Consider the following 19,479-nt stretch of genomic DNA (forward strand, 5'->3'; position numbering starts at 1 on the left):
CGACCCCCGGCGTGACAGGCCGGTATTCTAACCGACTGAACTACCGCTGCGCATTACCTCGAGTGGTGGGTGATGACGGGATCGAACCGCCGACCCTCTGCTTGTAAGGCAGATGCTCTCCCAGCTGAGCTAATCACCCGTTTGCTCTCGAAGTGGGGCGCATTCTACGGAGGGGTACCCGACCTGGCAACCCCTTTTTGAAAAAAAATTTCCCAGCACTTCCAAAGGCTTAGCGCCGCCCTCAGGCGCAACCGGAGAAAGCGCGCATTCCCGACGACCACCGCAATCCGGGGTTGGCCTCCGGGGCGGGCGACGCGGATAATGCGCGCTTCGTTTTTGGGAGTGACACCATGTGGTTCCGTAATCTGCTCGTCTACCGTCTCACCCAGGAAGTCGCCTTCGAGACCGAAGCCCTCGAAGCCGCCCTCGCCGCCAAGCCCGCCCGCCCCTGTGCCAGCCAGGAGTTGTCCACCTACGGATTCGTCGCGCCCTTCGGCAAGGGTCCGGACCTGCCGCTGGTCCACGAAAGCCAGGGCTTCTTCCTGATCGCCGCGCGCAAGGAAGAACGCATCCTGCCCAGCAGCGTGGTCAAGGAAGCCGTGCAGGAAAAGGTCGACGAGATCGAAAGCCAGCAGATGCGCAAGGTCTACAAGAAGGAGAAGGAGCAGATCAAGGACGAGATCGTCCAGGCCTTCCTGCCGCGCGCCTTCATCCGTCGCCAGACCACCTATGCCGCCATCGATCCCAAGCAGGGCTGGATCCTGGTGGACGCCTCCAGCGCCAAGCGCGCCGAGGACCTGCTCTCCACCCTGCGCGATGCCCTGGGCTCGCTGCCGGTCCGGCCGCTGGGCGTCAAGCAGGCGCCGATGGCCACCTTCACCGACTGGGTCAAGGCCGGTGACGCCACCCATGGCCTCTACATCCTCGACGAGTGCGAGTTGCGCGATGCCGGCGAAGACGGCGGCGTGGTGCGCTGCAAGGGTCAGGACCTGACCAGCGAAGAGATCCAGAACCACCTGGGCGCCGGCAAGCTGGTCACTAAGCTGGCCCTGGCCTGGCAGGACAAGCTCGCCCTGCTACTGGACGACAAGGTCACCATCAAGCGGCTGAAATTCGAGGACCTGCTGCAGGACCAGGCCGAACAGGATGGCGGCGAAGACGCCCTCGGCCAGCAGGACGCCAGCTTCGTGCTGATGATGATGACCCTGGCGGAATTCCTGCCTCAGCTGATCGAGGCCCTGGGTGGCGAAGAGTTGCCCCAGGGTCTGTAATCACGACCTGCGCATGATCGGTTGAGGCCCAAGGCTCACCCGATCATGCGGACAGTCTCCAAGGCCGGCAGAGACCGGCCTTTTTTCTGCCTTTTCGACAGGAGTTCAACCCATGCGCGCGCTCGCCGCCCTCAGCCGCTTCGTCGGCAATACCTTCGCCTTCTGGGTGCTGCTCGCCGCCCTGCTGGCGTTCTTCGCCCCGGCGGTATTCAAGCCGCTGAGCGTGGCCATCGTGCCGCTGCTGGGGGTGATCATGTTCGGCATGGGCCTGACGCTCAAGGTCGAGGACTTCGCCGCAGTCGGCCGTCATCCCTGGCGAGTGCTGCTGGGCGTGGTAGCCCACTTCGTCATCATGCCGGGGGTGGCCTGGGCGCTCTGCCAGCTGTTCCACCTGCCGCCGGAAATCGCCGTCGGCGTCATCCTGGTCGGTTGCTGCCCCAGCGGCACGGCGTCCAACGTCATGACCTGGCTGGCCAAGGGCGATCTGGCCCTGTCGGTGGCCATCGCCGCGGTGACCACGCTGCTCGCCCCCCTACTGACCCCGGCGCTGATCTGGCTGCTGGCCTCCACCTGGCTGCCGATCTCCTTTGGCGGGCTGTTCTGGTCGATCCTGCAGGTGGTGCTGCTGCCCATCGCCCTGGGCCTGGTCGCCCAGCGCCTGCTCGGCCAGCGCGTCGGCGCCCTGGTCGAGGTGCTGCCGCTGGCCTCGGTGGTGAGCATCGTGGTGATCGTCGCCGCGGTGGTGGCCGCCAGCCAGGCGCGCATCGCCGAATCCGGGTTGCTGATCATGGCGGTGGTGATCCTGCACAACGGCTTCGGCTTCCTGCTCGGCTATCTCACCGGCAAGTTCTGCAAGCTGCCGGTGGCCCAGCGCAAGTCCCTGGCGCTGGAAGTGGGCATGCAGAATTCCGGGCTGGGCGCCGCCCTGGCCACGGCGCATTTCTCGCCGCTGGCCGCGGTCCCCAGCGCCCTGTTCAGCGTCTGGCACAACATCTCCGGCGCGCTACTGGCCACCCTCTTCCGCCGCTTCAAGGACGACGACGCCCGTCCCTGAGGCCTCGCGCCACACCTGCCGGACCAGCGCCTGGCAGGTGGCTTCGGTAAAGGGCTGCGGCCGGGCGATGCCATAGCCCTGGGCATAGTCGACCCCCAGGTTGGCCAGCGCCGCTACCACCGCTGCATTTTCGGCGAATTCGGCGATGGTCTTCTTGCCGGTGAGATGGCCGAGCTGGTTGATCGCCTCGACCATGGCGCTGTCCACGGCGTCCTCCAGCAGGTGGCGGACAAAGCTGCCGTCGATCTTCAGGTAGTCCACCGGCAGGTGCTTGAGATAGGTGAAGGACGACATCCCGGCGCCGAAGTCGTCCAGGGAGAATCTCACCCCCAGGCCGCGCAATTCGTCCATGAACAGCCGCGCCGCATCCAGATTGGCCACGGCGCTGGTCTCGGTGATCTCGAAGCAGATCCGCGCCGGCGCGATCCGCCAGCGCTGCAGTTGCTGCCTGACGAAATCCGCCAGACCCGCCTCGCCCAGGGAATGCCCGGACAGATTGATGGCCAGGGTGTCGAGCAGCCCGGCGGGCAGCTCGGCGAAACGGGCCAGGGCCGCGGCGATCACCCAGCGATCCAGATCCGGCATCAGCCCATAGCGCTCGGCGGCCGGAATGAAGGCGCCCGGCGCGATCAGCCGCTCGCCCTCTTCCAGCCGCATCAGCACCTCCACGTGGCGATCCGCGACGGTCTCCTGGCCCAGCCCCAGGATCGGCTGGACATACAGCCGGAAGCTGTCCTCGGCCAGCGCCCGGTGCAGGCGCTGCACCCAGGCCATTTCGCCATGGCGCTGGTCCAGCTCCACATCGCCCGGGGCGAAGACCTGGATGCGATTGCGGCCCTTGTCCTTGGCCGCGTAACAGGCCAGGTCCGCCAGGCGCAGGGCCTCCTCGGGTGCCAGGGCCTGTCCCCCCAGGTGCACCACGCCGATGCTCAGACCGACCCGAAAGCCCTGCCCGGCCGCTTCGAATTGCAGGCTACCCACGCAGCAGCGCAGTCGCTCGGCGACCGCCTCGACCTGCACCGGCGTACGGTTTTCCAGCAGGACGCCGAATTCGTCGCCGCCCAGGCGTGCCAGGCAATCCTCTTCGCCCAGTTGCTGAGCGAGCAATTCGCACAGCTGGCGCAACAGGCGATCGCCATGGAAATGGCCGGAGGTGTCGTTGACGATCTTGAACTGGTCCAGATCGATGAACAGCAGCGAGGCACAGGCCAGGTCCTCGCGCGCCAGCAGGCGCTCCAGCCGGGTCTCGAATTCGCGGCGATTGAGCAGTCCGGTAAGGGCATCGTGACTGGCCTGCCAGGCCAGATCATGCAGGAAGGCCCGCTCGCGGGTCTGGTCGTGCATGACCAGCACCACCCCGGTGCCGGATTCGTCCCGCGGCAGCGTGGTCACCGTCAGGGCCACCGGCACCCGGGTGCCGTCGACGCGCACCAGCTGGTGCGCCAGGGGCTCGTCGCCCACCAGCCAGTCCTGGCTGCGCAAGCGCTCGGCCAACGGCCGGATCGACGCCGGCTGATCCTCGGTCTGGATGTCGAACAGGTGGGTGACGGGCGTGCCCGCGGCCAGCCCCGGCCGCGCCAGCAGGCGCTCCGCCGCCGGGTTGTGATAGAGCAGCCGTCCCTGGGCATTCAGCGCCAGTACCGCATCGCCGAGGGATGCCAGGATGACCTGGATATGTTCCTTCTCGGCCTGCAGCGCCTGCTCGGAGCGCCAGCGCTGCTGCACCAGGCTGTGCATGCGCCAGAGCGCCAGGAGCACCAGCAGGGCGCCGACCAGGACGTTGGCGATGAACAAGGCCTCGACCAGCTGGCGCGAGGCCGCCCCGAGGCGCTCCGAGAAGGCCACGGTTTCCGGCATCATCCGGTCATGCAGATCCAGCAGCTGGCGTTTCAGCGGAATCAGCGCCGGTCCCGGCCCCTGCAGCTTGATCAATTCGAAGCCGGTGCGCGCCAGGGCCTGGAATTCGTCCATGTAGGGATCGGTGATCTGCCAGCGGGCGATCACCCCTTCGAAGGGTTCTATATGCCGCGCCAGGCGAAACAGCGTGACGAGGCCCGCGATGTCGTCGGCGTCGTTGCCCGCCAGGCGCAGCAGCCGCGCCGCTTCGGCAGGATTGCCATCGGCATCCAGCTCCTGCCGCGCCGCCCGGTCGAGATCGTTGACGCTGATGGACGCCAGATAATCCCGGTAGGACTCCGGTCGCCCCTCATCCAGATAGGCGCCGAGCGACAGCATGGCGTTGCCGAGGCTCTTGCTCCACAGGCTTTCCGCGGACACGTAGGCACGCACCGTCGACAGCAGTTGCAGGCTGACGATGGCGACCAGGGCCTGGCAGGACAGGATGATGATGAAGGGCCAGACGACCCGCAATGTACGCAGCGCAGAGGAAGGCGACAGTGAAGACATACAGCGATCCGCAAAAGGAGACAGGCGAATTCTTGCCATTGAGCAGGCATGTCGGCCGTTTCGCGGAAAACTGTTGGCGTGGAAAGACCTTGCGCTGGGTTACTGGCGCCAAACAAGCGGCATAGACCCGCTGCGGTCTCGTCGCTATCGACAAGCGGTAGCCCGAGTCCCGTGCCTAATTGAAGGACGCCTCCAGCCGCGCCTTCACCTCGGGCCATTCGCGATCGGTGATGCTGTACATCACGGTATCGTCCAGCCGGCCATCCGCCAGCCGCCGGTGATGACGCAGCAGGCCTTCGCGGACCGCGCCCAGCTTCTCGATGGCCGCCTGGGAGCGGAGATTGGTCGCGGCGGTCTTGAGCTGCACGCGCACCAGCTGCCAGTGCTCGAAGGCATGGCGCAGCATCAGGTACTTGATGTTGGCGTTGAGCCCGCTGCCATGCTGCTCGCTGTCGAGCCAGGTCCAGCCGATCTCGGCGGCGGGCAGTGCCGGCAGGAAGTCGGCGAAGCGGGTGGTGCCCACCAGCCGGTCGGCGATGCGCACGGCGAAAGGCAAGGCGCGCCCCTCGCGCTGCTCGGCCAGCGCCTGGCGATACCAGTCCGGGCGCAGGGGCCCGCTCAGGTAGTGCAGCGCTTCGCGATTGCGCTCGGCCAGGCTGACCAGCTCCAGCACGTCACCTTCCGCCAGGGGGTCCAGGCGCAGCGCACCACGTTGCAGGGAAATGGGCTGCGCTTGGAACATGACGGTCTCTCTCACTCGAATCAGCCCGCAAACCTAACAGGGCCAGCCGTCCGGCTCAACCCACCGCGTCTCTCCACGTGCCGGAACTGACGTCTGGCGGCCCAAGGTGCGACACTTTGTCCGGGCGCGATGGGCGCCTGGAATGTCTGGAGTCGCCATGTCCCTGCCCAGCGGGCTGATCATCACCGTTACCCTCGGCTATCTGGCCCTGCTGTTCGCCATCGCCTTCTATGGCGATCGCCGGCCACCGCTCAGGCCGCGCCTGCGGGCCTGGGTCTATAGCCTGTCGCTGGCCGTCTACTGCACCAGCTGGACCTTCTTTGGCGCGGTCGGGCAGGCCGCCGATCAGCTCTGGTCCTTTCTGCCCATCTACCTGGGGCCCATCCTGTTCCTGCTGCTGGCGCCGCAACTGGTCAAGAAGATGGTGCTGATCAGCAAGAAGGAAAACATCACCTCCATCGCCGACTTCATCGCCTCCCGCTATGGCAAGTCGCAGACCCTGGCCATCGTCGTCGCGCTGATCTGCCTGGTCGGCGTCCTGCCCTACCTTGCGCTGCAACTCAAGGGCATCGTCATCGGCGTCAACCTGCTGACCGGCATCAATGCCGAGTCCCTGAGCACCCGCGCCCAGGACACCGCGCTGTTCGTCTCCCTGGTGCTGGCGGTCTTCGCCATTCTCTTCGGCACCCGCAACCTGGACGTCACCGAGCACCATCGCGGCATGATGCTGGCGATCGCCTTCGAATCCCTGGTCAAGCTCGCCGCCTTCATCGCCGTCGGCCTCTGGGTCACCTATGACCTGCACGACGGCTTCGCCGACCTGCTCGCCCGTTCGCAGCAGGCGCCGCAACTGCAGGAATACTGGCGCGAGACGCTGGACTGGCCGGGCCTGCTGATCCAGACCGGCGTGGCCTTCATCGCCGTGATGTGCCTGCCGCGCCAGTTCCATGTCACGGTGGTGGAAAACACCGATACCCGGGACGTCAACCTGGCGCGCTGGGTGTTTCCGCTCTATCTGGCGCTGGCCGCCCTGTTCGTCATCCCCATCGCCCTGGCCGGTCAGTTGCACCTGCCCGGCGGCGTGCTGCCCGACTCCTTCGTCATCAGCCTGCCGCTGGCCCAGGAGCGTCCCTGGCTGGCCTTGCTGGCCTTCCTGGGCGGTGCCTCGGCTGCCACCGGCATGGTGATCGTCGCCTGCGTGGCCCTCTCCACCATGATCTCCAACGACATCGTCCTGCCCTGGCTGCTCAAGCGCCGGGGGCAGGTCGAGAGTCCCCATGCGGTGTTCAGCCACTGGATGCTCACGGTGCGCCGCGCCAGCATCGTGGTCATCCTGGTCCTGGCCTATTGCAGCTATCGGCTGCTGGGCTCCAATGCCAGCCTGGCCACCATCGGCCAGATCGCCTTCGCCGCCATCGCTCAGCTCGGACCGGCCATGGTCGGGGCACTGTTCTGGAAGGCCGCCAATCGCCGCGGTGTCTTTGCCGGCCTCACCGCCGGGGCCCTGCTCTGGGGCTATCTGATGGTGCTGCCGGTGGTGGCCACCAGTCTGCAGTGGCCATTGCACGCCTTTCCCGGCCTCGCCTGGTTCGAACAACCCGCGGGAGAGCGGACGCTGCAACCGACCACCGTCGGCGCCCTGGTCTCCCTGGCCGGCAACTTCCTGCTGTTCGCCCTGGTGTCGCTGCTCTCGCGCACCCGGGTATCGGAATACTGGCAAGCCGGGCGCTTCATCGCCCAGTACGCCCTGCCCCGACCGCGCAATCGCGCCCTGCTGGCGGTCAAGCTGGAGGACCTGCGGCTGCTCGCCGCCCGCTTCGTCGGCGACGAGCGCGCCCGCCTGAGCTTCAGCCGCTTCGCCGAGCAGAGCGGCCTGACCTATCACCCCGCGATGAATGCCAACAGCGAATGGATCGCCCAGACCGAGCGGCTGCTGGCCGGGGTGATCGGCGCCTCCTCGGCACGCGCCGTGGTCAAGGCCGCCATCGAAGGCCGCGACATGCAGGTCGACGACGTGGTGCGCATCGCCGACGAGGCCTCGGAGGTGCTGGAATTCAACCGGGCGCTCCTGCAGGGCGCCATCGAGAACATCTCCCAGGGCCTCAGCGTGGTCGACCAGTCGCTGCGCCTGGTGGCCTGGAACCAGCGCTACCTGGAGTTGTTCGACTATCCCGACGGCATGATCCAGGTCGGCCGGCCCATCGCCGAGATCATCCGCTACAACGCCTTGCGCGGCCTCTGCGGACCGGGCGATCCCGACGAGCACGTGGCCCGGCGGGTGGAGCGGATGCGCCAGGGCATCCCCCACACCTCGGAACGCACCTTTCCCAACGGCCGGGTGATCGAGCTGATCGGCAGCCCCATGCCCGGGCGCGGCTTCGTGATGAGCTTTACCGACATCACCGCCTTCCGCGAGGCCGAGCGCGCCCTGCGCGAAGCCAACGAAGGCCTGGAGCAGCGCGTCGAGGAACGCACCCGCGAACTGTCCCAGCTCAACCAGGCGCTGGAGGAAGCCAAGGCCCATGCGGAAGCGGCCAACCAGTCCAAGAGCCGCTTTCTCACCGCGGTCAGCCACGACCTCATGCAGCCGCTGAGCGCCGCCCGCCTGTTCACCGCCGCCCTCGCCCACCAGGACGGCCTGGCCCGGGAGGCCCAGGAACTGGTGCGCAACATGGACAGCGCCCTGAGATCCAGCGAAGACCTGATCGCCGACCTGCTGGACATCTCGCGACTGGAGAACGGCCGCATCCTGGCCACGCCGGCCCCCTTTTCCCTGGCCACCCTGTTCGAGGCCCTGGGCGTGGAATTCAAGGCCCTGGCGCAGAACCAGGGTACCAACCTGCGCATCCGCAGCAGTCGGCTGGTGGTCAACAGCGACAGCAAGTTGCTGCGGCGGGTGCTGCAGAATTTCCTCACCAATGCCCTGAGATATGCCCATGGCCGGGTGCTGCTCGGGGTACGCCGCCAGGGCCAGAGCGTGAGCCTGGAGGTCTGGGACAGCGGCCCCGGCATCCCGGCGGACAAGCTGGAGCTGATCTTCGAGGAATTCAAGCGCCTGGACAGCCACCAGACCCGCGCGGAAAAAGGCCTGGGGCTCGGCCTGGCAATCGCCGATCGCCTTTGCCGGGTGCTGGGTCACGAACTCTCGGTACGCTCCTGGCCGGGTCATGGCAGCGTTTTCAGCGTCAAGGTGCCGCTGGCGCCCGCCCTCGCCCTCCAGACGGCGACCGCCAGCGAAACCGCCCAGCCCCTGGCCGGCGACCCGGTGCTGTGCATCGACAACGAAGACAGCATCCTGCTCGGGTTGCGCAGCCTGCTGGGCCGTTGGGGCTGCCAGGTCTGGACCGCACGCAGTCGCGAGGAATGCGCTGCCCTGCTCGCCCAGGGCGTGGTACCGCGACTGCTCATCGTCGACTATCACCTGAGCGATGCCGACACGGGTCCGGATGTCGCCGAATGGATTCGTCAGGCTCTGGGCCAGGACATCCCCGGCATCGTCATCAGTGCCGATGGCCGACCGGAATGCCTGGACCGGGTGCGCCAGGCGCGCCTGGATTTCCTGCCCAAGCCGGTCAAGCCGGCATCGCTACGCGCCTTACTGAGCCGGCAACTGGCCCTCTCCGGTTGAAGGGACCCACAGATGGCGCGTCACGACGCCGAAGGCCCTTTCGTTCAGCGTCGATTAAGCTTGCCGGGGGCCGGAGAGACGGAACAATCCACAGCTTCTGTTGATAACTTTGTTGAAAACATGGTGGAAAAGAACCCGGAGCCTTGCTCTGCGGGCCCCCCAAACAAGTTGGTCATTTTTTAATCACTTTGATAAGTTCAATATAATCAACAACTTAATTCAAAAGCAGGATTTTCGGCAGGGAAAACTCGGGGCCAGACAGGGCTTGACAAGCGCTAGCACAACTTGTGCACAACTTCGGGTAAAAATGACCAACGGACACCCTGAAGCCGTCGCACAATTGTCAAGTATTCGTGAAACAAATTTTTTCGAGCCTTCCGGGAGGCTGTATCGGGAGGCGGGCCGCAGGCTAGAGCCGACAGCTGCGGCCGTACGCAGGCCAAAGGCTAGCCTTGTCCTCTGCCGGTCATCGGGTAGACTGCCTGCTTTTATTCAGGTCTGTCGTGGCGACGCCCAACCTGTCAATCAGGCATGGACGCGCCAGCCCTTCTGGAATAGCTCAGTCACATGAACGTCTTCATCGCGGGTCAACACGGCCAACTTTCTCAGGCGCTGCAACAACTGCTGGCCGCCAAGGCCCGGGTAACCGTCATCGGTCGGGCCCAGGTGGATTTCACCCAGCTGGAGGCGCTTCATGAACGCGTCCTGGCCGCAAGGCCCGACGTCATCATCAATGCCGCCGCCTATACCGCCGTGGACGCTGCCGAGAGCGATCCCCAGACCGCTGCCCTGATCAACGAGCGGGTGCCCGAGGTCTTCGCCCGGGCCGCACAGCAGCTCGGCATTCCGATGGTCCACTATTCCACCGACTATGTTTTCGATGGCAGCAAGGAAGGCCGGTACCGGGAAGAAGATCCGACCTGCCCGCTCAATGTCTATGGTCGGACCAAGCTGGCCGGCGAGAACGCCGTGCGTGAACACGCCGAGCGCCACCTCATCCTGCGCACCAGCTGGGTCTATTCCTGGCAGGGCAACAACTTTCTGCGCACCATGGTGCGGCTGCTCAGCGAGCGCGACGAATTGAATATCGTCGACGACCAGATCGGCGCGCCTACCTGGACCCGCACCATAGCCGCCGCCACCGACCGCCTGCTCGCCCACAGCGACCAGGACGAACTCTGGGGCACCTATCACCTGACCGCCAACGGCACCACCTCCTGGTTCGGATTCGCCGAGCAGATCGCCCGGCGCCTGCGCGAGACCGGCCAGCTGAAGGCCCGCCTCAATCCCATTCCCAGCAGTTCCTATCCCACCCCGGCCCATCGCCCCATCAATTCCCGGCTGGCCACCGAAAAGTTGGCGGCGGTACTGGGCGAGCCGCTACCCGACTGGCAAGCGGCTTTCGCCCAGTGCTGGAGCGAGCGCGAACTTCAGGTGAGCGGCTGAAACGGGCCGTCGGTCATACTTCTGGGATCTGCCCCAGAACTACCCCAGCCTCTCGAAGTCAATGGCACTGACCCCGCTCACGCCAGTCAGGTACGTCATGGACAACCCTTTCCAACTCATCGCCGCGGCTTTCGAGCATGACTTCCGGGTCAATTTCCGCATCGAGCGCCTCGACGGCAGCGTCAGCCTGACGCTGTCCGACGACAGTGGCGTCAAGGTCAAGCGCTTGATCAGCAAGCAGCAATTGCATGACCATACCCGCCTCGCGCGATTGATCGATAGTATCCGCCTGGGTATCGCCATCGACGAAGGTCATGGCGTCACGGCCTTGCTGGCCAGCGGCAGTGGCACCGTGAATCGTCCGACCATCGCGAACTGAGCAGGAAGCAGCACTATGCACACCATGGAAGGCAGCAGCGGTGGCCTGCTAACGGGCCCGAGTCCGCTCCCCTTGCTCGATGGCCTGGAGGCGACGGATCCGCCGCCTACCCCACGTCCGTCGCTGTACCAGCTTACCTGTGCCCGTCTTGACGAGCAGCTGGCGCCGCTCAAGGTGTGGCCAACCCTGCCGGATCGTACCGGACGCTTTTCCTTTACCGTACTGGACCGCTGCGGACGCATCCTCCATCGCTCGCCGACCTTGCGTCAGGCGTTGTATCGGGAAGATGAACTGCTCAATGGTGTGATCGCCAATGCGCGGCTGGCTGCCGTGCAAGCCGGACAGGGCTTTCCGTCCTGGGGTGTGGTGGACGTCGCCTGCCCCATGTATGAGTTGCCTGCCACTCAGCTACCCTGTGCGGGATGCCGGCTGCTGAAGTGCAAGAGCTGAGAGAAAAGTTGCGGCTGGAATGCTAACTGCTTGTTTGTCATCTTTATTTAATCTTCAACGTTCGAGACCAACGAATGCCAAGGCATCCGTACTGCAAGTCTCGCGCTGAAGCTTTCTGAGCCGAGGCGTTACTCGGAATATCTCAGCATGTTGGCGCCCGTGGCCCGCAGCACCGCCATGGATTGCGGCGCCAGCGCGCCGGCCCGTAGCGACACGTCCTTGCGAACCTCGTCGATTACCGTTTTCAGCAGTTGGCTCTCGCCCAGTTGCCGGGCGCTGACCACCCGGTTCACTCGCGCGTCGTCGCACTGCTGATCCTGCACCGTCAGCACAATACTGCCGTCAGGGCGAGGCGCCGTGACCGAGCATTTATAAGTACTGAAAGCGGCAGTCAGTCTATCTATGGCGTTTTCCATTCTTCCCCCTCTTATTTGTCTAGAAGTGCATGGACGATCAAATACGACGCAACTGACAGTGATAGAAACAGCAAAGTTCTAGCCTTCTACTTGAATAAGACCCGCAATGGCGCTAGTGACCGAATTTGTGAGCCAGCTCTTCTAATTGGGTTTTGCTGCGGAACTTTCAGCGCAGCGAAATCGATAAGGTATGACCATTCGTCCGTCTTGCCGGTCGTTGGGCGTCTTGCCTCCCGACCCTATAAAGGCGCTGGCAGAGCGCCAAGGCGGCCCTGACCGGTGGAACCTTTGCTTCCGGCGCTCACTCGAAAGGGCTGAAACGGATACCCATCGCCTATCAGGAGCGCGCCATGAACGACAAAATCCCTCCCGTGATCAAAGACGAGCTTGCCGCTGACATCGATGAGCAGGCACACAAGCAGAACGCTGACCGGGTCCGTCGTCATCTGGGCGAAGCCGAGCAGGCACTGACCGACGAATTCCACACCCTGCTGGCAGACGCCGAGCAGCTGCTCAAGCACACCGCCAGCATGGCCGGTGAGCAGGCAGACGAACTGCGTGCCAAGCTGAGCTCGAGCCTGGAACGCTCCCGCGATGTGCTCAAGACCAAGCAGGACGACCTCTATCGCCAGGGCGTCGCGGCCAAGGAAACCACCGAGGAATACGTGGTCGACAATCCCTTCAAGGCCCTCGGCATCGCTGCTGGCGTCGGCTTCCTGATCGGCCTGCTGGCCTCGCGCCGCTAAGCCTGGGGGACTGCCATGGACACCTCCTCTCCTCCACGGGAGCTTCCTGACGAGGCGCCCAAGCCATCGGTCAAGCGCCTCGCCGGCGCAGTGGTTGGCCTGCTGCAGAGTCACCTGGAACTGCTGGGCATCGAGGTTCAGGAAGAGAAGGTCCGTACCTTCCAGCTGTTTCTGTTTACCGGCCTGAGCCTGATCTTCGGCTTGCTGGTGCTGGTCGGCGTCTCGGCAGCGGTCATCATCGCCTTCTGGGATACCTACCGCATGGCCGCCACGCTGGGCCTGTGCGCCTTCTATGCGGTGGCACTGGTGATCTGCATCCTGCGGGCCCTGAGCCTGGTCAAGGGTGCGGCGCCCTTCCATGCTACCCTGGAAGAACTCAACCGCAACCGGGAGCGCCTACTGCCATGAACCAGCCGCTTACCTCTGCCACCAGCCAGGCGAAGCGCAAGGAACTGGTCCGGCTGCGCATGGAGATGTATCGCCAGCAGCTGATCTACAACGCCCAGCCCCTGCACAACCCCATCAGTCTCATCGGTGACCTGGTGCGACCGAACCGGGACAGGGTGGCCAGCTCGGCGAAGAAGCCGCTGATGCTGGGTGCCACGGTGTTCCTGTCGCTGTTCGGCAAACGCCTGGGCGCGGTGGGTCGACTGGCCCGCATCGGCCTGGCGCTCTACCCGATCGTCAACCGCTTGCAGAGTCGCCATCGCGAGCAGGCTGACCAGCCGCTGCCGCCGCCCCGCTAGGGGCGTTATGAAGAATGGCTCCTTCGGGAGCCATTCTGTCATCTGGCACCCTTATCGCATGGCTAAGCTGAACGCTCCGCCTACGATAAGGATAGCCCTGTGTTTTCTGGCCAGCCCACTGCCTTCTTCCAACCTTTCATCGACACCGCGACCGGGCGCATCGCCGGCGTCGAAGCCCTGGGCCGTCTGCGTCAGGCCGATGGCCGCCACGCCTCCGTCGGCCCCCTGTTCGCCGATCCCGCCACCCCGACCGCGGAACTGCTGCAGCTTGATCGTACCCTCAGGGACGAGGCGCTGCGGTGCTTCGCCGGCGCGCCGGCTGACTGGTTTCTCAGCCTCAACCTCTCGCCGCGCTGGATCAGCCAGCTGGACGCAGGCGTCGAGTTACCCAGTCTGGCGCAGCTGCAGCGTTCCGGTATCGACCCGACGCGGATCGTCTACGAGATCACTGAGGCGGCCGGCGATCTGCCGAGCCTGACCCAGGCCGTCGTCCGCTACCGCGAACTCGGCATCCGCATCGCCATCGACGATTTCGGTTCCGGCTATTCGCAACTGGATCGGGTGCTGGATCTGCAGCCGGATATCCTCAAGCTGGACATGCGGCTGTTCCAGGCCGCCGCGCGAGGTGGCCCCCGGGGCGACGCGGTCAAGGCGCTGGCGCAGATGGCCGAAAAGACCGGCTGCTGGCTGATCGCCGAGGGCGTCGAGACCGAGACCGAACTCGACTTCGCCCTGGAATGCGGTGCCCGCTACGTGCAGGGCTTCCTCTTCGCCGAGGCCACCGCCGAACTGGGCGCAAGCGACAGCCATCAGCAACGCTTCGCCGCCCTGCGCAGCCGCTTCGTCGATGGCAAGCTGGCCCAGCAGACGCGGTTACTGGAGCTGCGCCAGCAACTGGCCGAATTCGTCACCCAGCTTAGGCCCTGGGCGGAACACGGCGGTCCCCTGAGTGCCCTGCCCGATCCCCAGGCCTTTCCCGGGCTGCTGCGCATCTACCAGTGCGACCGCACCGGCACCCAGATCACCCCTAATCTGGAGTGGAACGGCATGTTCTGGCGCGAGAATCGCCGCTACCTCAATCACAACTGGTCCTGGCGCCCCTACTTCTACGCCCTGCTGGCCGAAGGCTGGAACGAGCGCCGCCTGGCGCTTTCGACGGTCTATCGCGATGCCACCACCAACCAGTACTGCCTGACCGCCAGCCAGTTCCTGGAAAGCGGTCAGCGCCTGCTGCTGATCGACCTGGATGCCAGTCAATTGCCGGGCTTTGCCAACTGAGCGGTGATGATCGTATGTTGCCGAGGTCAGAACGCAGAGGCGCCGCACGGCAACCGGCGGCGCTCCCCTTATCGGTGATAGCTCGAGGACGGCCTTGGACTGGCAGACACTTCTTATCCGCGAACGGTTGGGCAAACCCCTGCACAGCCCGGATGAACTGGGGCGCAGCCCCTTTCACAAGGACCACGACCGCATCATCTTTTCCGGCGCCTTCCGCCGGCTGGGGCGCAAGACCCAGGTTCATCCCGTCACCAGCAACGATCACATCCATACCCGCCTGACCCACAGCCTGGAAGTCAGCTGCGTCGGCCGCTCCCTGGGCATGCGCGTGGGCGAGAGCCTGAGGGGCGCCCTGCCCGACTGGTGCGACCCGAGCGACCTCGGCATGGTGGTGCAGTCGGCCTGCCTCGCCCACGACATCGGCAATCCGCCCTTCGGCCACTCCGGCGAAGACGCCATCCGCTACTGGTTCACCCAGGCCGCCGGCCGCGGCTGGCTGGACGACATGAGCGAGGCGGAGCGCCAGGACTTCCTGCATTTCGAAGGCAACGCCCAGGGCTTCCGGGTGCTGACCCAGCTCGAATACCACCAGTTCGACGGCGGCACCCGCCTGACCTACGCCACCCTCGGCACCTATCTCAAGTATCCCTGGACCTCGCGCTATGCCGCAGCGCCCGGGTACAAGAAGCACAAGTTCGGCTGCTACCAGAGCGAGCTGCCGCTGCTGGAACAGATCGCCGAGAAACTCGAACTGCCGCTGCTGGGCCCGGAGCGCTGGGCCCGGCATCCCCTGGTCTACCTGATGGAGGCCGCCGACGACATCTGTTACGGGCTGATCGATCTGGAAGACGGGCTGGAGATGGAGCTGCTGGACTATGCCGAGGTGGAGGCGCTGCTGCTGGGCCTGGTCGGCGACGACCTGCCGGAAACCTATCGGCAACTCGGCCCCAAGGATTCGCGGCGGCGCAAGCTGGCCATCCTGCGCGGCAAGGCCATCGAGCACCTGACCAACGCCACCGCCCGCGCCTTCGTCGACCAGCAGGACGCCCTGCTCGCCGGCACCCTGGGCGATGACCTGGTCGAGCACATGGCCGGTCCGGCCAAGCTCTGCGTGCAGCGGGCCAAGGCCCTGGCCCGGGAAAAGATCTTTCACGACAAGCGCAAGACCCTGCACGAGATCGGCGCCTACACCACCCTGGAGATCCTGCTCAACGCCTTCTGTGGCGCCGCCCTGGAGCAGCACCGCGGGCGTGAGCCGTCGTTCAAGAGCCGCCGTATCCTCGACCTGCTGGGCAATAGCGCGCCGGATCCTTCCTGGACCCTGCACCAGGCCTTCATGCGGGTGATCGATTTCATCGCCGGCATGACCGACAGCTACGCCACCGCCATGGCGGCCGAAATGACCGGGCGTTCCAACCCGGTCTAAGGAGCGCCACGATGGCCACCGTACCCCGTACGCGCAAGGGCCCAGGCAGTCGCTGGCTGGCCGCCCAGGGCTGGAAGGCCTTTCCCTTCCAGCGCGAGGTGGCCAAGGCCATCGCCGCCGGGGAGTCCGGCCTGCTGCACGCCACCACCGGCTCCGGCAAGACCTACGCGGTCTGGTTGGCCGCCCTGGATGCCTTCGTGGCGCCCAAGCCGATCACCGCCAAAGGCCTGCCCAGCAAGCGCAAACAGGCGCCACCGCCGCTCACCGTGCTCTGGCTGACGCCCATGCGCGCCCTGGCGGCGGACACCCTGCGCGCCCTGGAGCGGCCGGTGCTCGACGAAGAACTGGAATGGACCCTGGGCCTGCGCACCGGCGATACCGGCAGCAGCGAGCGCGCCCGGCAGAATCGCCGCCTGCCGACGGCCCTGGTTGCCACGCCGGAGAGCCTGTCGCTGTTGCTGTCCCGTGAGGACGCCCAGGAAGCCCTGGGCCAGGTTCGCCTGGTGGTCATCGACGAATGGCACGAATTGCTCGGCAACAAGCGCGGCACCCAGACGCAACTCGCCCTGGCCCGCCTGCGGCGCTGGAATCCCGGGCTGCAGACCTGGGGTCTGTCGGCCACCCTGGGCAATCAGGCCCATGCGCTGGACGTGCTGCTGGCCGGTGCCCCGGGCCAGCTCGTCCAGGGTCGGCAGGACAAGCGCCTGCAGGTGGACACCCTGCTGCCCGAAGGCGGCGTCGAGCGCTTCGCCTGGGCCGGGCACCTGGGCATGCGGCTGCTGCAGCAGGTGATCCGCGAACTGGAAGACAGCCCCACCACCCTGGTCTTCACCAACACCCGCGCCCAGACCGAACTCTGGTACCAGGCCCTGCTGCAGGCGCGCCCGGACTGGGCCGGTCTGATCGCCCTGCACCATGGCTCCATCGAGAAGCAGGCCCGCGAATGGGTGGAGGCCGGGCTCAAGAATGGTCAGCTCAAGGCGGTGATCTGCACCTCCAGCCTCGACCTCGGGGTGGATTTCCTGCCGGTGGAGCGGGTGTTGCAGATCGGCTCGCCCAAGAGCATCGCTCGCCTGCTGCAACGCGCCGGCCGCAGCGGCCATGCCCCGGGCCGTGCCTCGCGGGCGACCCTGGTGCCCACCTACAGCCTCGACCTGCTGGATGCGGCCGCTACCCGCCGTGCCATCACCGCGGGCGAGATCGAGGCGCGCACCGCCCCGGTCAAGCCCCTGGATGTCCTGGTGCAGCATCTGGTGACCGTCGCCCTGGGCGGCGGCTTCGAACCGGACGACCTGCTACCGGAGATCCGCAGCGCCTGGGCGTATCGCCACCTCAGCGAAGGCGAATGGATCTGGGCGCTGGCCTTCGTTCGCAACGGGGGCGCCTCGCTGTCGGCCTATCCGGACTATCGCCGGGCCGAGCCCGATGCCGAGGGCATCTGGCGGGTGCCCGACAAGCAGTTGGCCAAGCGGCATCGGCTGGGTATTGGCACCATCGTCAGCGAGACCAGCCTCAATGTGCAATTCTGGTCCAAGGGCGGCGGCGGCAATCGCCTGGGCAATATCGAGGAAGGCTTCATCGCCCGGCTGCGGCCCGGCGATCACTTTCTCTTCGCCGGTCGTACCCTGGAACTGGTGCGGGTGGAAAACATGACGGTGTACGTGCGCCGTGCCAGCGGGCGCAAGGCCGCCATCCCGCGCTGGAGCGGCAGTCGCATGCCGCTCTCGGACACCCTCGCCCAGCAAGTGCTGGCCCTGCTCGAAGACGCCGAGGCCCAGCGTTACGAAAGCCCGGAAATGCGCCTGCTGCAACCGCTGCTGGATGTCCAGCGGCAGTGGTCGGCACTGCCCAGCGCCCATTACCTGCTCGCCGAGACCCTGGAATCCCGCGAAGGCTCGCACCTGTTCCTCTATCCCTTCGCCGGCCGCCATGCCCATCTGGGGCTGGCCAGCCTGCTGGCCTGGCGCCTGGCGCAGAGGAGACCCTGCACCTTTTCCATCGCCGTCAACGACTACGGCCTGGAACTGGTCTCACCGGTCAGCCTGGACTGGCAGGAGCTACTCGATGCCAGCCTCTTCACCACCGACAACCTGGTCAGCGATACCCTCGCCAGTCTCAACGCCGCCGAACTCGCCCAGCGCCGGTTTCGCGAGATCGCCCGCATCTCGGGGCTGATCTTTTCCGGCTATCCGGGGGCGCACAAGAGCAACCGCCAGTTGCAGGCCAGCAGCAGTCTCTTCTATCAGGTCTTTCGCCAGTACGACCCGGACAACCTGCTGCTCGGCCAGGCCCAGACCGAAGTCCTGCGCCAGGAACTCGATGCCGATCGCCTGCAGCAGACCCTGACGCGGACCGGTGCCCTGCCCCTGCGCCTGGTGAACCTGGACCATCCCTCGCCCTTCGCGCTGCCCCTCATGGTCGAGCGGTTGCGCGAGAGCCTGAGTTCGGAAAAACTGGCCGACCGCATCACCCGCCTGGTCGGCGATCTGGAACGCGAAGCCGGGCCGGACGAGCGAGCACGCGCCTTCGATCCCGAATCCCTGGTGCAACCCAGCCATGACAGCGATCTGACGCCCCGCCGTGGCGCTACTGCGCGGCGTCCTCGCGTACAGAAATCCGGTCGTCCTCGATAACGATCCGGCCCTGGCGATAGAGATGGCCGATGGCCTTCTTGAAGTTGCCCTTGCTGACGCCGAACAGCTGGTGGATCAGGGCTGGCGGACTGCTGTCGCTGAGCTCCAGCACCCCGCCGCGCGCCTTGGCCAGGGCGATGATCTGCTCGGCGAGATCGGCGCCCGCCGCGGCTCCCTGGGCCTGCAGGGTCAGGCTGATCTTGCCGTCCGCGCGGATCTCGCGAATGAAGCCGCGCTCGCGTTGCCCCAGGCGCAGCGGCTTGAAGGCCTCGTTGCGATGCACCAGGCCCCAGTGCTTGTTGTCGACGATCACCTTGTAGCCGAGGTCGGTCTGCTCGACCACCAGCAGCGGCACCGGCTGGCCGACCTTGTAGCGCGGCGGATCGCGATCCAGGTAGCGATCCAGGCGTGCGGTGGCGACGATCCGCCGGGTGCGGGCATCCAGGTGCACGTGTACCACGCAATGGTCACCGACCTGCAGCGGACGCTTCTCTTCGGAGTGCGGCAGCAGCAGATCCTTGGGCAGACCCCAGTCGAGGAAGATCCCTACCCGGCCGACTTCCACCACCCGCAGGCTGGCGAAGCCGCCGACCTGCACCTTCGGCTTCTCGGTGGTGGCGATCAGGCGGTCTTCGCTGTCCAGATAGAGGAAGACGTTGAGCCAGTCGCCTTCGGCGCAGGGTTCGTCACGCGGCGCATAGCGACGCGGCAGCAGCACCTCGCCGTCGTTGCCGGCATCCAGGAACAGACCGATGGGGGTGTTGCGCAAAATCTGCAAGCTGTTGAAGCGACCCAGCAAGGCCATGAATGGAGACTCCTGTAGAAAGCGGTCCATTTTACCGCGATCATCAGGACCGC

The 19,479-nt window shown here is 65.8% G+C and carries 16 protein-coding genes and 1 tRNA gene; 12 read left to right on the plus strand and 5 right to left on the minus strand.

All coding sequences use genetic code 11. From position 1 onward, the window contains the following. Positions 1-63: 63 nt before the first annotated feature. Positions 64-139: transfer RNA gene (locus tag GSQ95_RS17065), tRNA-Val, on the minus strand. A 211-nt stretch (positions 140-350) separates the two neighbouring features. Here GSQ95_RS17065 and rdgC point away from each other — a divergent pair. Together rdgC and GSQ95_RS17075 are read left to right on the plus strand one after the other, a co-directional pair. Beyond that, entirely contained in the window at positions 351-1,271 is a 921-nt protein-coding gene (rdgC, locus tag GSQ95_RS17070) for a recombination-associated protein RdgC (protein WP_158893974.1), read from the plus strand. 112 nt (positions 1,272-1,383) lie between these two features. Then, the gene (locus GSQ95_RS17075) at positions 1,384-2,325 is read left to right on the plus strand and encodes a bile acid:sodium symporter family protein (protein WP_158893972.1); all 942 of its coding nucleotides are present in this window, start codon (positions 1,384-1,386) and stop codon (positions 2,323-2,325) included. Here the strand turns inward: GSQ95_RS17075 and GSQ95_RS17080 are convergent. Continuing rightward, positions 2,275-4,731 carry a bifunctional diguanylate cyclase/phosphodiesterase gene (locus GSQ95_RS17080; RefSeq protein ID WP_158893970.1) on the minus strand — a complete coding sequence of 819 codons (2,457 nt, stop codon included), beginning with the start codon at positions 4,729-4,731 and terminating at the stop codon, positions 2,275-2,277. The two genes, GSQ95_RS17075 and GSQ95_RS17080, sit on opposite strands and share 51 nt — an antisense overlap. 175 nt (positions 4,732-4,906) lie before the next feature. Next, a complete protein-coding gene (locus GSQ95_RS17085; protein ID WP_158893968.1) occupies positions 4,907-5,473 on the minus strand; it encodes a GNAT family N-acetyltransferase in 567 nt (188 codons plus the stop codon). Between the two features lie 157 nt (positions 5,474-5,630). Here GSQ95_RS17085 and GSQ95_RS17090 point away from each other — a divergent pair, with 157 nt between their 5' ends. From GSQ95_RS17090 to GSQ95_RS17105, 4 genes are all read left to right on the plus strand, one after another. Beyond that, a complete protein-coding gene (locus tag GSQ95_RS17090) occupies positions 5,631-9,101 on the plus strand; it encodes a NahK/ErcS family hybrid sensor histidine kinase/response regulator (RefSeq protein ID WP_158893966.1) in 3,471 nt (1,156 codons plus the stop codon). A gap of 567 nt (positions 9,102-9,668) precedes the next feature. Continuing rightward, on the plus strand, positions 9,669-10,547 hold the full coding sequence (rfbD, locus tag GSQ95_RS17095) for a dTDP-4-dehydrorhamnose reductase (RefSeq protein WP_158893964.1): 879 nt from the start codon (positions 9,669-9,671) through the stop codon (positions 10,545-10,547). 97 nt (positions 10,548-10,644) lie between these two features. Next, a complete protein-coding gene (locus tag GSQ95_RS17100; RefSeq protein WP_158893962.1) occupies positions 10,645-10,926 on the plus strand; it encodes a DUF3509 domain-containing protein in 282 nt (93 codons plus the stop codon). 15 nt (positions 10,927-10,941) lie between these two features. Beyond that, the gene (locus GSQ95_RS17105) at positions 10,942-11,376 is read left to right on the plus strand and encodes a hypothetical protein (RefSeq protein WP_158893960.1); all 435 of its coding nucleotides are present in this window, start codon (positions 10,942-10,944) and stop codon (positions 11,374-11,376) included. A 128-nt stretch (positions 11,377-11,504) separates the two neighbouring features. Here the strand turns inward: GSQ95_RS17105 and GSQ95_RS17110 are convergent, their stop codons facing one another. After that, positions 11,505-11,792: a DUF3509 domain-containing protein gene (locus GSQ95_RS17110; RefSeq protein WP_007159080.1), complete on the minus strand. Its 288-nt coding sequence runs from the start codon at positions 11,790-11,792 to the stop codon at positions 11,505-11,507. Positions 11,793-12,142: 350 nt separating this feature from the next. Here GSQ95_RS17110 and GSQ95_RS17115 point away from each other — a divergent pair, with 350 nt between their 5' ends. From GSQ95_RS17115 to GSQ95_RS17140, 6 genes are all read left to right on the plus strand, one after another. After that, complete coding sequence (locus tag GSQ95_RS17115) at positions 12,143-12,538, plus strand: YqjD family protein (RefSeq protein WP_158893958.1); 396 nt, start codon at positions 12,143-12,145, stop codon at positions 12,536-12,538. Between the two features lie 15 nt (positions 12,539-12,553). Then, positions 12,554-12,946, plus strand: coding sequence for a phage holin family protein (locus GSQ95_RS17120; protein WP_133859534.1), 393 nt, complete (start codon positions 12,554-12,556; stop codon positions 12,944-12,946). Beyond that, positions 12,943-13,284, plus strand: coding sequence for a hypothetical protein (locus GSQ95_RS17125; protein WP_158893956.1), 342 nt, complete (start codon positions 12,943-12,945; stop codon positions 13,282-13,284). The genes GSQ95_RS17120 and GSQ95_RS17125 overlap by 4 nt, the downstream gene beginning before the upstream one ends. Positions 13,285-13,383: 99 nt before the next feature. Further along, a complete protein-coding gene (locus GSQ95_RS17130; protein ID WP_158893954.1) occupies positions 13,384-14,562 on the plus strand; it encodes an EAL domain-containing protein in 1,179 nt (392 codons plus the stop codon). A 94-nt stretch (positions 14,563-14,656) separates the two neighbouring features. Continuing rightward, complete coding sequence (locus GSQ95_RS17135; protein WP_007159085.1) at positions 14,657-15,988, plus strand: deoxyguanosinetriphosphate triphosphohydrolase; 1,332 nt, start codon at positions 14,657-14,659, stop codon at positions 15,986-15,988. An 11-nt stretch (positions 15,989-15,999) separates the two neighbouring features. Beyond that, positions 16,000-18,621 (plus strand): ligase-associated DNA damage response DEXH box helicase, encoded by a 2,622-nt coding sequence (locus GSQ95_RS17140; RefSeq protein ID WP_158893952.1) that lies wholly within the window; start codon positions 16,000-16,002, stop codon positions 18,619-18,621. Here GSQ95_RS17140 and GSQ95_RS17145 read toward each other — a convergent pair. Continuing rightward, on the minus strand, positions 18,575-19,426 hold the full coding sequence (locus GSQ95_RS17145; protein ID WP_133859538.1) for a S1 RNA-binding domain-containing protein: 852 nt from the start codon (positions 19,424-19,426) through the stop codon (positions 18,575-18,577). The two genes, GSQ95_RS17140 and GSQ95_RS17145, sit on opposite strands and share 47 nt — an antisense overlap. Between the last annotated feature and the right edge of the window lie 53 nt (positions 19,427-19,479).

The sequence above is a fragment of the Pseudomonas sp. BAV 4579 genome (assembly GCF_009765395.1).
GTDB classification, from domain to species: domain Bacteria; phylum Pseudomonadota; class Gammaproteobacteria; order Pseudomonadales; family Pseudomonadaceae; genus Chryseomonas; species Chryseomonas aestiva.